This is a genomic window from Adhaeribacter aquaticus DSM 16391 (assembly GCF_000473365.1).
Taxonomy (GTDB): Bacteria; Bacteroidota; Bacteroidia; order Cytophagales; family Hymenobacteraceae; genus Adhaeribacter; species Adhaeribacter aquaticus.
This window is the reverse complement of sequence record NZ_KI421517.1, coordinates 2,534,489-2,549,203: the sequence shown is the minus strand read 5'-3', so window position 1 is coordinate 2,549,203 and position 14,715 is coordinate 2,534,489. Positions and strand designations below refer to the sequence as shown.

Here is a 14,715-nt window from a genome sequence, read left to right as displayed (position 1 = left end):
GTAAAGAAAATGAAAACCACTAAGTACTTCCTGGTTTTACTGGTGTTATTAGCCAGCCTCTCTGTTGCTTCGGCCCAGCAGCAGGGTACACCCCAGGCTTTTAGCTTGCAACAAGCCATCCGGTATGCTTTGCAAAACCAGCCCACTATAAAAAATGCCCAGATTCAATCAGAAATTGCCAGGGCGAAAGTAGGGGAAGTAAAAGCTACCGGTTTGCCCCAGATTAACGGCGCTATTGATATTGGTAATAACTTAAATATACAGACAAGCTTTTTACCCGGTATAGTAGCGGGTCAGCCGGATGTGCCTTTTATTCCGGTGCAGTTTGGGACCCAGTACTCCAGTGCGCTGGGGTTTAGCGGGAGCCAGATGGTATTTAACGGGTCTTACTTATTAGGCTTGAAAGCGGCCAATGTGTATACTGATTTGGCTACCAAACAAGTGCAGCAAACCGAGTTGGATATACTTGAAGGTGTTACCAAAGCTTATTACAGTGTGCTGGTATCGCGGGAGCGCTTAACCTTGCTGGACCGCAACCTGGCCCGGTTAGAAAGTTTACTGCGCGAAACTACCCAGATTCAGCGGCAGGGATTTGCTGAGAAAATAGATGTAGACCGGATGCAGGTTTCTTATAACAACCTGAAGGTAGAAAAAGACAAAGCAGAAAGACTGGTAGCATTGGGCGTAGATTTATTACGGTTTCAGATGAGCCTGAATTTAGCCCAGCCTATTGAACTTACGGATAAACTGGATAATGTGGTAGTGGAAACCCAGCAGGTAGCAGCCGAAAAATTTGATTACCCGCAACGCATAGAATATTCCATTTTGCAAACCCAACGGGACCTGGCTGTGCTGGACCTGCGAAACCGAAAAGTAGGCTATTACCCAACCGTATCCTTAACGGGTAGGGTGGGCTGGAATACGGCCGGCAACGATTTTGCTAAACTCTTTGCCTTTGGCGAGAAGAATATGTTTGGTCATGGCCCTTACTACAACTACTCTTTTGTGGGGCTAAGTGTTCAGTTTCCGGTATTTGATGGTTTACGAAGACATTACCAGATTAAACAAGGAAAGCTAGCCCTTCAGTCCCTGGACCAGGGAGCCATTACCTTGCAAAACAGCATTGATTTACAAATCCGGCAGTCTAACACCAATCTGCAGAATGCTTTACAGGTATTGCAATCGCAGAAAGAAAGTTTGGCGTTGGCGCAGGAAGTGGCCCGGGTAGCTAATGTTAAATTTAAGGAAGGCGTGGGCTCTAACCTGGAGGTAATAACCGCCGAAACAGATTTACGGCAGGCCCAAACTAATTATTACAGCGCCCTGTACGATGCCGTGATTACCAAAGTAGATTTGGAGAAAGCTACCGGTACGCTGAAAAGATAAAGAAGAGCCTTACTATGGAAATAAATACTAGAATGAAAAAACAATTATCAATAGCTTTATTGATTGCCCTGGTTAGCTTTTCGGCTTGCAACAAAGAAGGCGGGAATAAAGAAGAGCAATTAACAAATCTGAAAAAAGAGCAGGCCGACATACAGGATAAAATTGCCAAACTGGAAGAAGAGTTAAAAGCGGAAGGCAAAGGCGTAGCGCAAACCGCTACACCGGTTTCGGTAGTTTCTGTTCAGCCGCAGGCCTTCGATCATTACCTGGAGGTGCAAGGCCGGGTAGATTTCGAGCAAAGTGTAGCAGTGAGCCCTCGCATGGCGGGAGTACTGACGAGTGTGCGGGTAACGCGCGGCGACCGGGTACGCAAAGGCCAGGTATTAGCCGTAATTGATCCTTCGATTATGGAGCAAACCATACAGGAACTGCGCACTAATTTAGAACTGACCAATACCATATACGAAAAACAAAAACGGTTATGGGACCAGAAAATAGGCACGGAAGTGCAGTATCTGACGGCCAAAAACAACAAAGACGCATTAGAGCGTAAACTGGCTACTTTGCGTCAGCAGCTGGACCAATATTACATAAAAGCACCCATTAGCGGGGTAGTGGATGACTTTATTCCTAAAGTAGGTGAAGCCGTTAGCCCTGCCTCGCCGCAGCCAATCGGGCGGATTGTAAACCAGGATGGCATAAAAGTAGTGGCGGAAGTTTCGGAAGCTTATGCCGGTAAAGTAAAAGCGGGCGATCAGGCAAAAATATTCCTGCCTGATACCAATACTGAACTGGATGCTACGGTAAAAGTGGTAAGCCAGGTAATTAACGCCAATAGCCGGTCTTTCCCGATTGAACTGGTTATTAAAAATAAGGCTAATAACCAGGTGCCTTTACGCCCTAACATGATAGCGGTGGTGCGCATTAAAGATTACCAGAAAGAAGAAGCTACGGTGGTACCGGTAAACCTGGTACAGAAAGATGAAAACTCGACTTTTGTTTATGTAGCCGAGCCGAACGGCAAGGATTATGTAGTCCGGAAAAAACCGGTAACGACGGGCATGACCTACAAAGGAAAAATTGAGATTGTGAACGGGCTGGCCTCTAATGATAAAGTCATTACCGTAGGGTACCAGAGCCTGAACGAAGGGCAAACCATTACTTTTTAAGCAAAGGTTTAGGCTTACGGGATTAGCAGAAAAGCTCTAGGGCTTTATTATAGAGCTTATTTTGAATAGCGTTTATTGCCATTGAACAAGTTGAAAAAAGCTTTAGGCCTGTTGCTGTAGCTTATAGTTATTAAGAATATGAAAGAGTTCAAACCAACCAGTTGGGCCATTGATAACCGGACCAGCGTTTACATCATAACCCTTATCCTTACCCTGGCGGGATATATTGCCTATAACCGGTTGCAAAAAGAAAACTTCCCAGACATTGTGGTGCCAACCATCTATGTGGGTACGCCTTATCCGGGAACGTCGCCTACGGATATGGAGAACCTGGTTACCCGCCCTATTGAAAAGCAAATTAAATCGCTGAGCGGGGTAAAGAAAGTTACTTCTAATTCTATCCAGGATTTTTCGGCTATTCAGGTGCAATTTAATACGGACGTTGAGGTAGAAGAAGCCAAGCAACGCATAAAAGATGCGGTAGACAAGGCAAAAATGGATTTGCCTAACGATTTGCCGGATCAGCCGAGTGTACAGGAAATTAACTTCTCGGAATTTCCCATCATGTTTGTAAACTTGTCGGGGAACTACAGCCTGGACCGGTTAAAGAAATATGCCGAGGACATAGAAGACCGCATAGAAGCTTTGCCAGAAATTACCCGGGTAGACATTGTAGGGGCCTTGGAAAAAGAGGTACAGGTAGATGTGGATCTGTATAAAATGCAGGTAGCCAAAGTAACGTTCAATGATATCGAACGGGCGATTGCTGCTGAAAATGCTACTATATCGGGCGGCAGCATCCGGGTAGGGGAAATGAAGCGGGCCGTGCGGGTAGTAGGTCAGTACCAGGATCCGAATCTGCTGGGAGAAATAGTAGTTAAATCGTTGCCCGGAGCTAACATTTACCTAAAAGATATTGCGACCATTACCGATGGTTTTAAAGAAAGAGAAAGCTTTGCCCGCCTGGATCATCAGCCGGTAATAACCATTAACGTTATTAAGCGCAGTGGCCAGAACCTGATTGATGCTTCCGATAAAATTGAGGCGATCTTAAAAGAAATGCCGGGTACCACCTTGCCCAAAGATTTAAAGATTACCATTACCGGCGACCAGTCGGACCGCACCCGGAATACCCTGAATGACCTGGTAAACAGTATTATCATTGGTTTTATCCTGGTTACGGTTATTCTGATGTTTTTCATGGGCACCACCAATGCTTTGTTTGTGGGGCTTTCGGTGCCGCTTTCTATGTGCCTGGCTTTTATTGTGATGCCTACGCTGGGTTTTACCCTGAACATGATTGTGCTGTTCTCGTTTTTGCTGGCTTTAGGTATCGTGGTAGATGATGCTATTGTGGTAGTGGAAAATACGCACCGGATTTACAATACCACTTCCATGAATATACGGAAAGCCGCCAAATTTGCCGCCGGTGAAGTATTTGTGCCGGTTTTTGCGGGTACCCTTACTACATTGGCGCCCTTTCTGCCCATGTCTTTCTGGCCGGGTATAGTAGGTGAGTTTATGTTCTACCTGCCTATCACCCTGATTGTGGTCCTGGTATCGTCGCTGATTATAGCCTTTTTGATAAACCCGGTATTTGCGGTTTCGTTTATGCGCCGGGATAATGAAGAGAATAATTCCCCCAAAGCCCGCAAGACCTTTTACCTGGTGTTAGGGGTTATAACGTTGGTGGCATTGGTATTTTATGTAGCCGGATCGGTGGGCATGGGTAATTTGCTCATCTTCCTGGTGCTGATTATTGTACTGAATAAATATGTATTCACCAAGTGGATTCATAGTTTCCAGACCAAGGCTCTGCCGCGGTTTATGAACCAATATGAGCGGTTGCTGCGCTGGATGCTGGCCGGTAAAAAACCTTATTTTGTACTGGGTACCGTAGTATTTCTGCTGTTCTTTTCTATTGGTCTTACCATTGTCCGGGCGCCTAACGTGGTGTTTTTTCCCTCCGGTGATCCTGATTTTATTTATACCTATATAAAAATGCCGGTAGGTACCGACCAGACCGTTACCGACTCGGTAACCCAGGTAGTAGAGAAGCGGATTGAAAAAGTATTGGGTGCTGATAATAGAGATGTGGAATCTATCATTGCGAACGTGGCTGTTGGTGCAAGTGAAGGCAATCAGGGATCTATGGGGGCACAATCTAACTTAGGGAAAGTTTCCATTGCCTTTGTCGAGTTTCAGCAACGCAAGGGCAAAAGCACCAGTGAATACATACCATTGGTACGCGAAGCGGTAAAAGGTATTCCAGGAGCCGAAATAAGTGTAGATCGGGAGGCCAATGGCCCGCCGGTAGGTAAACCCATCAGTATTGAAATAGCCGGGGAAAACTTCACCGAATTAATTAAGCTATCGCGCGATGTAGAGAAGTTTATAGACGCGAAAAACATTGCCGGTATAGAAGATTTACGGTCAGACTTAGAAGATAATAACCCGGAAATTCAGATTAACATTGATCGGGTACGCGCTAACCGGGAAGGTTTAACCACCGGCCAGATTGGAATGGAACTGCGTACGGCCATTTTTGGAAAAGAAGCTTCTAAGTTTAAACTGGATGAAGAAGAGTATCCTATTCAGATTCGTTACAATGAATTGTACCGGAAGAATATCGATGCCCTGGCTAATATGAATATTACCTTCCGGGAAGCTTCCGGTGCCATTAAACAAGTGCCGCTTTCGTCGGTGGCTAATATTAGTTATTCCAGTACTTATGGTGGGGTAAAACGAAAAGATTTGAAGCGGGTAATTACCCTTTCTTCTAATGTGCTTACCGGTTATAATGCCAATGCCATTGTGGGCGAAATAACCGATGCCCTGCAAGATTATAAAGTGCCGCAAGGATTTGAGATAAAAATGGGCGGCGAGCAGGAAGATCAGAAAGAAACGTCTGATTTCTTAGGCTTGGCTTTGGCTGCCTCCTTTATGCTGATATTCCTGATTCTGGTAACGCAGTTTAACTCGGTTTCTAAAACTGTTATTATCCTGTCGGAGATCCTGTTCAGTATCATCGGGGTGTTACTAGGGTTTTCTATTTTTAAAATGGATATCTCGATTGTAATGACAGGGGTAGGCATCATAGCCCTGGCCGGTATAGTGGTAAAAAATGGTATTCTGATTGTGGAATTTACCGACCAGCTTTTAAAGGAAGGGCTGGAATTAAAGGAGGCCATTGTACAGGCGGGTAAAGAGCGCTTAAACCCGGTAATTCTGACGGCTGTTTCTACCACCTTAGGGTTGATACCGCTAGCTATTGGTCTAAACATTAACTTCTTTACTTTGTTTACAGAGTTTAACCCTAACTTTTATGTAGGCGGCGAAAGTATGGCATTCTGGGGGCCTCTGGCCTGGAGTATTATCTTCGGACTGACCTTTGCCACCTTTATTACCTTGTTAGTGGTGCCGGTAATGTACCTGCTAAATGAAAAAGTAAAATTTAAATTATTTCCGAAAAGAGGCTTGCAACCTTCCGGTAAAATAATGGATCATCAATATGAAGAACAAATTGCTTAATGCTTATTAATATGAGAGTACACCCTACCCCCGCAATCAAAAATGAAGTAATAAATATAATTAGCAAAACAAAAGAAATCAGGGCAGCGCGCTTGCGCCCTAAAGCTAATTTAAGCCAGGAGTTTGGCTTTGATACTGTAGATGTAGTAGATATTATATTAGAATTAGAAAAGAATTTTAAAATAACGATACCCGACGAAGTACCTATTGATACGGTTGGCGATTTTGTAGATTATGTGTATACCCATACCTTGTCGCAAGCCAGTTAAAATTTTCCTGTTTTCTATTTAGTGGAGAGGTTATCCGAAAGGGTAGCCTCTTTTTTTGTTAAATGGAACGTGCTCTGGTAATGCTTTAACTACTTCTTGTTCTGGCATAAGACCATAAAAAAAGGAAGACGCGGTAAAAATTTTTATTATAGGTAAGGTCTGTATTAACCCCGTTTTAAGGTGTCTTAACTAAAAAGAGTTAAAAAATAGAATATTAGTCAGAGCTCAGAAGTAAGCTCAATGTAAATAGTGGAAAAATTATTGTGCTTTAGTAAGGCAAGAAAGTAATATTAACGTAACTTAATTAATGGCTTAAGCTGGTTAGTGTGAGCTGATTGTGAATTATTAATTGTAATTTGTAATGATAACTTAAAATGTAGCTGTCTCCATCTGCTGACTTAAAATAATCCTCAAGTATATTATATTTTGAATTTTGTTTTCTTTATTTTTTGAGCCTTGCCCTTACTATCATGAAAACTCCTTTTCTTTCTCTTTTCGGTGCTGTTTTCCTGCTATCCTCTCTTCAGGTAGTTGGGCAAGGTGTTGTTACGGATACAACTAAATCACCAGCGCTTGCTTTAATGCCCTTATCTCCAGCCCCTGGTTCTAGTCAGGAAAAGCTAGCTTCAGTTTCTGCTCAGGAGCCTGTTACACCAACATCAGCTACAAATCAAACTCCATTTACAAATCAGGAGCCAACAATTATTCAATCAGCAACACCGCAGCCTTTGGCAACTAGTATTAAAAAAAACGATAACATACAACGTAATTTATTTAAAATTAACCTGCCTGGAATTGCTTTAAGAAATTATTCTTTTCAATATGAGCGGGTATTAACAAAGCGGTTTTCTGTAGCATTTTCTTATCGGAAAATGCCGAGTGGTGAATTACCTTTAAAAGATGTATTAGCGGATCAGATACCTTCTGGGTTAAGTGATCTTAAATTAAAAGGCACCGCCTTTACGCCAGAGATTAGATTATATGTAGGTAAAAAAGGGTACGGCCGTGGGTTTTACTTAGCTCCATTTTACCGGCAAGCTACTTTTGCCACCGAAGACTTAATTTATACTTACGAAAATGAAGACGGGATAGAGGAGTCGGTAACGCTGGCGGGTAAACTTACTGGTAAAACAGCTGGATTGTTAATGGGTGCTCAGTTTTCGCTTGGGAAATACGTTTGCCTGGATTGGTGGATAGTGGGTGCTCATGGAGGATCGGCGAATGGAAATCTTAATGCCGTTTCAGACAAGATTTTAACGCCTGATGAGCAGGAAGACCTAAGGGAAGAATTAGAAAACCTGGATATTCCTTTTGTAACTAAAACGGTTACAGTAAATGCTAATAATGCTTCTGTAATCCTGAAAGGGCCATGGGCGGGGATAAGAAGTGGTTTGTCCTTAGGCTTTAAATTTTAAAAATTTAAGTATTATTTATATATAACAGCTGTATGTTATAAGATATAAAAGTTTATAGAATTGCGGCTTGTACTTTTTTGTTACTCCAGATAAGGTTTGTATTCTACCCGTTTCAGGGTGTCCTGGCTAAAGATTAAATACAGGTAATCTGTTCCTTCTCCGGTAGCTATTTCGATGTAATCAGGTAAAATTTTGTATTTGGCCAGGATAGGAAAAGCCTGCTGAATTTCTTTTTTGCTTTTCCCTACCTGTATCGATTGCTGAAAAATGGGGTAATTATCTTTAATGTCAGCACTCTTATAAAAGCACTTTTTTTCTTTGCTCACCAAATACATAGTAATGGAAGATTGTCCTTTGTAAAAGGTTATTAAGGTATCAATCTGACCTTTTACATACTGGTTTTTGATGGGCTGTCTTTTTATTTTAATGTTGTCTCCAAAAAGCAACCGGATGGCCTCCAGCGAAATAGTATCAGTTAAAAAAGGTTGATGGGCGATCTGGTCTTCAATGGTAATCGTATCGGGAATAGAAATAACCTTTTTGGGTTTGTTCTGGAAATAGGCTGCTTCTTTCCTGTACTCCCGGCAGGAGCAATCTAAGCATAAAATCAGTATAAATATTAGATGTAAGTACTTAGGCATAAAAATCTTACATACGTAATTTGGGGAAGGGGGTGCTGGCTTTTTCTTAGGAAATACAGGATTAAAACCTTTAAAATATTTCTATCCGGTAGTTTCTCATTTCTTTATCTAAGCCTTGTGCATTGCCGCTGATTTTATCCAGTAAAGCCCAGAATTTCGGCCCGTGGTTTTTCTCTACAGTATGTGCCAGTTCATGCAGAATTACGTAATCGCGCAGGTGCTGCGGTAAGCGCATTAAGTGTAAGTTCAGGTTTATATTATTCTGGTAAGAACAACTGCCCCAGCGGGTGCCCGCTTTTTTAATTGTAACCTTATTATAACTGAAGCCAAACTGCTGGGCAAAACAATGCACCCGCTGAGGTAAATATTGCTTGGCCTCCAGGCGGTAGGTTTCTTCAATGGCTTTGCGGATATAGTCTTGGATATCCTGGTCCTGTACATTCCGGTAAGCCGGGTAATGCACTAAAAGTTTTCCTTGCCGGATATTTGCTTTAAGCGTGGACTTATCATGGGGTTGCAGGTAGAGCTGGTGGGTAAATGTATAAAATATGGTTTGGTGATCGTAAATAGTGCGGTTGTTTTCCTGCTTTTCTATTTTAGGTAAGTGTTGTTTAACCCAATCCAGTTTAGACTGTAAGAATTGCTGCGCTTCCTCAAAGCTGGCCCGGGAGGGTACCAATACGCGTACTCCTTTTAAGGGCTGCAACCGGATGCTGATTCGTTTTGCTTTAGTGCTTCTTTGAAGCAATACCGGCCCAATACCTTCTAAATGAATTTGTAGTGATTGTAATAAAGGGGAGGAAGAGCGCGCCACGGATACCTGCTGAATTATTCCCAAAAGTAAACAATTAGGCGCAAAAAAAGAGGCCGGACTTATAAATAAATCCGGCCCTTATGGATGAAAATAATTTCCTTACCGAACATTTCCGCCTGTCCGGGCATCACTGCTGTTAGAGCTTGGGATGCGGGTGCTGTCGGTAGTAGCGGCCCGTACGTTTGGCTCGCCAGAACCCGACGAAGCAGCCCGTATGGCAGAATCATTTGGGGTTTGGGAGGTATCTAAATCATGTGCCGTAAAATCCTTAATTACGGGTTTCTCGTCCGGTTTAGATAAAGGCACCTGCCTGGTAGGAGTAGTGCCTGGCTGCGTAGGGGGCATGTTTGGGTCCCGATTCTCATACGCTTCATACTTAGGTGTTGTAGCGGCCGGATCGGAGGCGCCTGAGGTAGTGGGTTTGGCAGTGGCTTCGTTATCCGCTTTATTAGTAGTAATGGGCGTAGCTGCTAAACCAACTCCGCCAGGTTCTGCTGCCTGGGTAGCCTGATTGCCTTTTTCCCATTCGGCGAATTTATCCAGCTCGTGCTTAATACTGGTCATAAACCAGGCCAGTAAGGCTACGTCATCTAATAAACCAATTACAGGTATAAAATCCGGAACAAAATCAATTGGTGTTAAAAAATAAATTAAAACGGCTATACCACCTACAATGGTTGAGGTAGGAATACCAGTGTATTCACCGGTTACGGCTGCTTTTATCATCCGGGTTAACGTTTGCAGGCTATCCCACACTTCCTGGGCAATAGCACCTACGTCTTTTTTCTCACTAGCTTTTGTATAGGCGTCGTGGAGTAACTCCTTTACCCGGAGGGGTTTTTTCATGTAATCCTGGGCCTGGTTCATGAACTTTTTAAATATACCCGACTCGGCTATGTTGCGGCCTTTATTAGTTTGATTTTCCATAATGTTAATTTCTACTTCTTTCTCCTGATTGCGTAACTATCACTGCAAAACTATAGCTATTTCATAATTAGTTACATAACGTTTGAAGGAAAGTATATATTTTTTTATATACTTTGTAATGCCTTAATTATTTGCGTTTGTGAATCTCTTTTTACGCGTTAGTTTTCCAGAAAGATGTGCTATATAGGCATTCCTTAGAAATAAAAAAAGCCTGCTTGTTTTAGCAAGCAGGCTTTTTTTATGGTTTGTACAAATTCTAAATTACCCGACCGGCAGCATAATAGTTCCGGCTGTAGTAGGCATCTTTAAGTGAGCTAATACGAACTCCTCCGTTGGAGGCAGAATGCACAAATTTGCCATTCTTTAAATAAATACCTACGTGATAAATAGGTTGCTTAGGTCCTCTCCGGAAGAAAACCAGGTCGCCTTCTTTCACCTCGCGTTTGCTGATGTGTTTTACATCATGAAACATAGACCGGGAGCTACGGCTTAAATCTATACCATAAACTTCTTTGTATACCCGGGTTACAAAACCTGAACAATCGGTGCCTCTTTTGGTGTTTGACCCGCTCCGGTAAGGAGTACCAATCCAATCAGAAACGGTTTCCAGTAACTCAGTATTCTCAGTATAATTAACCCGTAAACCTAAAGTTTGCGCGTAATAGTTATACCGAAGAGAATCTTTGAAGGAGGGGTTTTTAGCTGGGTTAGAAACCGGGGCAGTTTCTTCTTTAATATCTTTAATAAAGGTTGTTTCTTCGGTAGGGAATAAAGAGGCGGTTTGAATGTGAGCGGCATTAGCTTTTGTTGGGGCAGTTGGGGTTCTTTCGAAAAAGAAAGATAAAGCTAAAGATACAACTGCTAAGCTACATAAAATACTATTTTTCATGAAGTGTTCCTTTTTCACGACTTAACTTAATAAAGTAACCTTAAGGGTTATTTTGGAGTTAAATCCCTGTTCTGTTGATAGTTTTTTAGGTGAAACTTAATTTTATTTCTCCGAAAAAAGAGGTTTGTTGTCTTTTTCTAATGATGAAGTTAGGCAAAACTAAAATAAGTGCCAAATATAAAAGGTTACAAATTTTAATTATTTTTTTTAAAATCCTGTAAAATTCATATTTGGCGGTTTTATGTATGGTTTAAGTAAGTGGAGTTATTGTATTGATTACTAGAAGGATGGAAGATTTAGAAAACCTTAAGTTAAAGGTTAAAGAAAATTCTTTTTTTGCAAGGCTAGCTCGTATCATTTTGAAAACTTCTAACGTAGCCATGGTTCTGGGCAAAACCATTCATTTGAGTGGGGTGAAAAAAGAAGAATTTCTTCAGGATCACTCTTGGGTAGCGCACGAACTGTGTCATGTTCAGCAGTTTAAGGAAAATGGGTACTTTAAATTCTTATGGTTATACTTGCTGGAATCTTATAGAAATGGCTATTACAACAACAAATACGAAGTAGAAGCCAGGCAAGCCGGAACCAAAGCAGCTCAAGAATGGCGAAATTTAACGTAAGTGAAGCGAGCAGGTATATATTTTAATCCTAATATTTTACCGCTGAGGCACTAATAACATGGCAGAAAACTACTCTAACTCACTTCCCCGAACGCCCGAAAGTACTGTATTTATTAAGGTCCAGGATTGTGACCCCCAGGGGCACCTGAACAATGTGCGTTATCTGGATTATTTTTTAAATGCCCGGGAAGAACATACGCAAACTTATTATGATTTAAACCTAATGACGCTAGCCCGGGAGCAGAAAGCGAGCTGGGTTGTAACCAATCATCATATAGCTTATGTGCGACCTGCTGCGGTGGGTGAACAGGTAGTGGTGCAAACCAAAATAATTCATTTTGATAATTCATCGCTGGTAATTGAAGCGACGATGTTAAACCAGGAGCGAAATTTACTAAAGGCCCTGCTCTGGACTACTATGCGCTTTGTGAATCTGGAAACTGGTAAAACAACCGACCACCCTGATACGCTGATGGATTTATTAGATGAGCTGGATGTGGGAGATGTGATGTATGAACCGGATGGTTTTTATGAAAGAGTTAAGGAGGTAAAGCATCAGGTTAAAAAGTCTTAGCCACAGATTGTCCGGTGATTTTTCTTATCAGGAAACAAAATAGAAACTTTACTACCCCGGAGGTATAACTGGGAGCCTATTTAACAAATGAGCCCTTGCTCATACAGCAATATAAACCGGTAAATAAGAAAGGCTGCATTTTGGTGCAGCCTTTCTTATTTACAGAATTAAAGCTTATTAATGAAAGCCAAGACCCAGGTAAACTTGAAAAACATTATTTCTGATGTTGGTTACTGGTGTATTACCTACCCGGTGACCATCTTTAAACACATCGCCTATGCTGTGGTTATAACGAGCCCCTAGCCGAAACATAGCTAGTCGACCTTCTATGCCACCTGCTAATCCGTAATCAAAACTGTTATAATGTGGCTGTTTGTTAATTTCGGTACTGCCTTGTTTTGCTGTTAAGAGCAAAGAAGCCTGGGGACCGGCCTGGATGGTAATATTATCCAATACCCGGAAACCTAATAATAAAGGCACATTTATATAATCCAGCCGGTTTAGCATGTTGTTTGTTTTAAAACCCTGCTGGGAATAAAGAACTTCGGGTTGTAAGGAAAACGCACTGCCCAGGCTAAACTGAGCAAAAGTTCCAAAATGAAAACTGGTGAAGCCGTCTAACTCAGGATAGGCTCCGGTATGGTCGCCGTGAATGTTGGCAAAATTTAAACCGCCCTTAATACCAAACCCGGCATTGCGGGGCGCGCTGCTACCTTCGCCTTCCAGGTTGTGGTTTACGGGGGCAGTAGTGGTAACCCGCCTTTGCGAAAAGCTGATAAAGCCGCAAAATAAAAGTATGGTTAGTAATAAAATTCTTTTCATAGTATTATGTAAGTTAGATTTAGGTCGTTATACCTCCTGCTTGAGCAGAAAGTATTTTTTATACTACACAAGTGCCATAAAGTTTCAAGCAAATAAATTGCATTTTTTTAATCGCTGTTCTTTTACAGGGAGATATTAATAAACCAGCAAGTTGCCTTTATTTTTAGGCTTTTACTCATTTTGTTTTCAGGAAATGTTTTAAATCAATAACTTATAAAAAAGCTTAGCAGCTGGGAGAACTTACGTTCTTTAATAAAATTGAGTGGCTGCTCTTGCTGCCGGCAACTCGGGTATAAAGAACTTGTTTCCTTAAATAGGACGTAACTTTTAATCTTAATCCGTAGTTTTGTTAGCTTAAATTTACTTTTCATGGAGAGCAAAGCTGCACCCATTCACGATCCTTATGCTGTTTTAAAAATTCCCGAATTCAGGCTGTTTATATCTGCCCGCTTGTGCATGACGCTGGCGCTGCAAATACAGGGCGTAATTGTAGGCTGGCAGATTTACGATATAACAAAAGATCCGCTTTCTTTAGGATTAATAGGTTTGGCCGAAGCTATTCCTTCTATTGTGGTGGCTTTGTATGCCGGCCATGTAGCGGATAACACCAGCCGCAAGAAAATAATAATTTCCTGTGTTCTTGTATTGCTGGTTTGTTCGGTGGCCTTGCTGCTGTTTACGTTAGATGCCACCACTATTTTGGAAGAGCAGGGCGTATTCCCTATATATGCCGTTATATTTTTAAGCGGTATAGCCCGTGGCTTCATAGGTCCGGCTATATTTTCGTTTATGCCCCAGATTATAAACAACCGCGAATTATATACCAATGCCGTTAGCTGGACAACAACTACCTGGCAGGGAGCTGCGGTAGCAGGCCCCGCAATTGGTGGATTACTCTATGGCTTTTGGGGCATAACAGCTTCTTATGGGGTAGATGTATTTTTAACCTTCCTGGCTACTATATTCTTTTTACTTATCAGCGCTAAACCGCTGCCTCCCACCACCGAACAGATATCTATTAAAGAAAGTCTGCTTTCCGGACTGCGGTTTGTTTTTGGTAACCAGGTAATATTAAGTGCTATCACTTTGGATTTATTTGCCGTTTTGTTTGGCGGCGCAGTAGCCTTGTTGCCTATTTTTGCTTCTGATATTTTGCATACCGGCCCACAAGGACTTGGCTTTTTGCGGGCTGCGCCTGCCATTGGTTCGGTGCTGATGGCGGTATATTTTACCCACTTTCCTATGCGGAAGGATGCCGGAAAAAGAATGCTTTACTGTGTAGCCGGATTTGGAATCTGTATGGTATTATTTGGGCTTTCGACCAGCTTTTGGTTTTCGTTGCTTTTGTTGGCCTTAAGTGGTGCCTTTGATAGTATAAGCGTTATCATCCGGCAAACCTTAATGCAAACCCTGACTCCCGAACACATGAAGGGACGGGTTTCTTCGGTTAATAATATTTTCGTGGGTTCTTCTAATGAAATTGGTGCTTTCGAATCGGGGGCAACCGCAAAATTATTGGGTACTGCGGCTTCGGTTATTTTTGGGGGTTGTATGACTTTAATTGTGGTTGGTGTTACCGCTTTAAAAGCAGACAAATTACGTAAGCTTCAACTTTAACTGTTTTAACCATTATTATTTTTTAAAAATGAAAAATCCCG

The 14,715-nt window shown here is 42.0% G+C and carries 13 protein-coding genes; 8 read left to right on the top strand and 5 right to left on the bottom strand.

Annotated features, from left to right (window positions below; translation table 11 throughout):
- The first annotated feature begins 9 nt into the window (after positions 1-9).
- From ADHAQ_RS0113330 to ADHAQ_RS0113310, 5 genes are all read left to right on the top strand, one after another.
- Positions 10-1,386 carry a TolC family protein gene (locus ADHAQ_RS0113330; RefSeq protein WP_026463357.1) on the top strand — a complete coding sequence of 459 codons (1,377 nt, stop codon included), beginning with the start codon at positions 10-12 and terminating at the stop codon, positions 1,384-1,386.
- 32 nt (positions 1,387-1,418) lie between these two features.
- Positions 1,419-2,555 carry an efflux RND transporter periplasmic adaptor subunit gene (locus ADHAQ_RS0113325; protein ID WP_026463356.1) on the top strand — a complete coding sequence of 379 codons (1,137 nt, stop codon included), beginning with the start codon at positions 1,419-1,421 and terminating at the stop codon, positions 2,553-2,555.
- A gap of 138 nt (positions 2,556-2,693) precedes the next feature.
- The gene (locus tag ADHAQ_RS0113320; RefSeq protein ID WP_026463355.1) at positions 2,694-6,086 is read left to right on the top strand and encodes an efflux RND transporter permease subunit; all 3,393 of its coding nucleotides are present in this window, start codon (positions 2,694-2,696) and stop codon (positions 6,084-6,086) included.
- An 11-nt stretch (positions 6,087-6,097) separates the two neighbouring features.
- Complete coding sequence (locus ADHAQ_RS0113315) at positions 6,098-6,355, top strand: acyl carrier protein (RefSeq protein WP_051360192.1); 258 nt, start codon at positions 6,098-6,100, stop codon at positions 6,353-6,355.
- 470 nt (positions 6,356-6,825) lie between these two features.
- A complete protein-coding gene (locus ADHAQ_RS0113310) occupies positions 6,826-7,770 on the top strand; it encodes a hypothetical protein (protein WP_051359912.1) in 945 nt (314 codons plus the stop codon).
- Between the two features lie 80 nt (positions 7,771-7,850).
- Here the strand turns inward: ADHAQ_RS0113310 and ADHAQ_RS0113305 are convergent, their stop codons facing one another.
- From ADHAQ_RS0113305 to ADHAQ_RS0113290, 4 genes are all read right to left on the bottom strand, one after another.
- On the bottom strand, positions 7,851-8,411 hold the full coding sequence (locus ADHAQ_RS0113305; RefSeq protein WP_026463352.1) for a hypothetical protein: 561 nt from the start codon (positions 8,409-8,411) through the stop codon (positions 7,851-7,853).
- A 70-nt stretch (positions 8,412-8,481) separates the two neighbouring features.
- A complete protein-coding gene (locus ADHAQ_RS0113300; protein WP_245590613.1) occupies positions 8,482-9,249 on the bottom strand; it encodes a M48 family metallopeptidase in 768 nt (255 codons plus the stop codon).
- A gap of 75 nt (positions 9,250-9,324) precedes the next feature.
- Entirely contained in the window at positions 9,325-10,152 is an 828-nt protein-coding gene (locus tag ADHAQ_RS25650) for a YkvA family protein (RefSeq protein WP_034256809.1), read from the bottom strand.
- A gap of 256 nt (positions 10,153-10,408) precedes the next feature.
- Positions 10,409-11,059, bottom strand: a complete 651-nt coding sequence (locus ADHAQ_RS0113290) for a C40 family peptidase (RefSeq protein ID WP_026463350.1) — start codon at positions 11,057-11,059, stop codon at positions 10,409-10,411.
- Positions 11,060-11,400: 341 nt separating this feature from the next.
- Between ADHAQ_RS0113290 and ADHAQ_RS0113285 the strand changes: the two genes are divergently transcribed.
- Complete coding sequence (locus ADHAQ_RS0113285) at positions 11,401-11,661, top strand: DUF4157 domain-containing protein (RefSeq protein WP_245590612.1); 261 nt, start codon at positions 11,401-11,403, stop codon at positions 11,659-11,661.
- 58 nt (positions 11,662-11,719) lie between these two features.
- Complete coding sequence (locus ADHAQ_RS0113280) at positions 11,720-12,235, top strand: acyl-CoA thioesterase (protein ID WP_026463348.1); 516 nt, start codon at positions 11,720-11,722, stop codon at positions 12,233-12,235.
- 177 nt (positions 12,236-12,412) lie between these two features.
- On the opposite strand, the gene ADHAQ_RS0113275 is transcribed toward ADHAQ_RS0113280, so the two are convergent.
- Positions 12,413-13,057: a porin family protein gene (locus ADHAQ_RS0113275; RefSeq protein WP_026463347.1), complete on the bottom strand. Its 645-nt coding sequence runs from the start codon at positions 13,055-13,057 to the stop codon at positions 12,413-12,415.
- Between the two features lie 369 nt (positions 13,058-13,426).
- Between ADHAQ_RS0113275 and ADHAQ_RS0113265 the strand changes: the two genes are divergently transcribed.
- The gene (locus ADHAQ_RS0113265) at positions 13,427-14,674 is read left to right on the top strand and encodes an MFS transporter (protein ID WP_051359910.1); all 1,248 of its coding nucleotides are present in this window, start codon (positions 13,427-13,429) and stop codon (positions 14,672-14,674) included.
- The last annotated feature ends 41 nt before the right edge of the window (positions 14,675-14,715 follow it).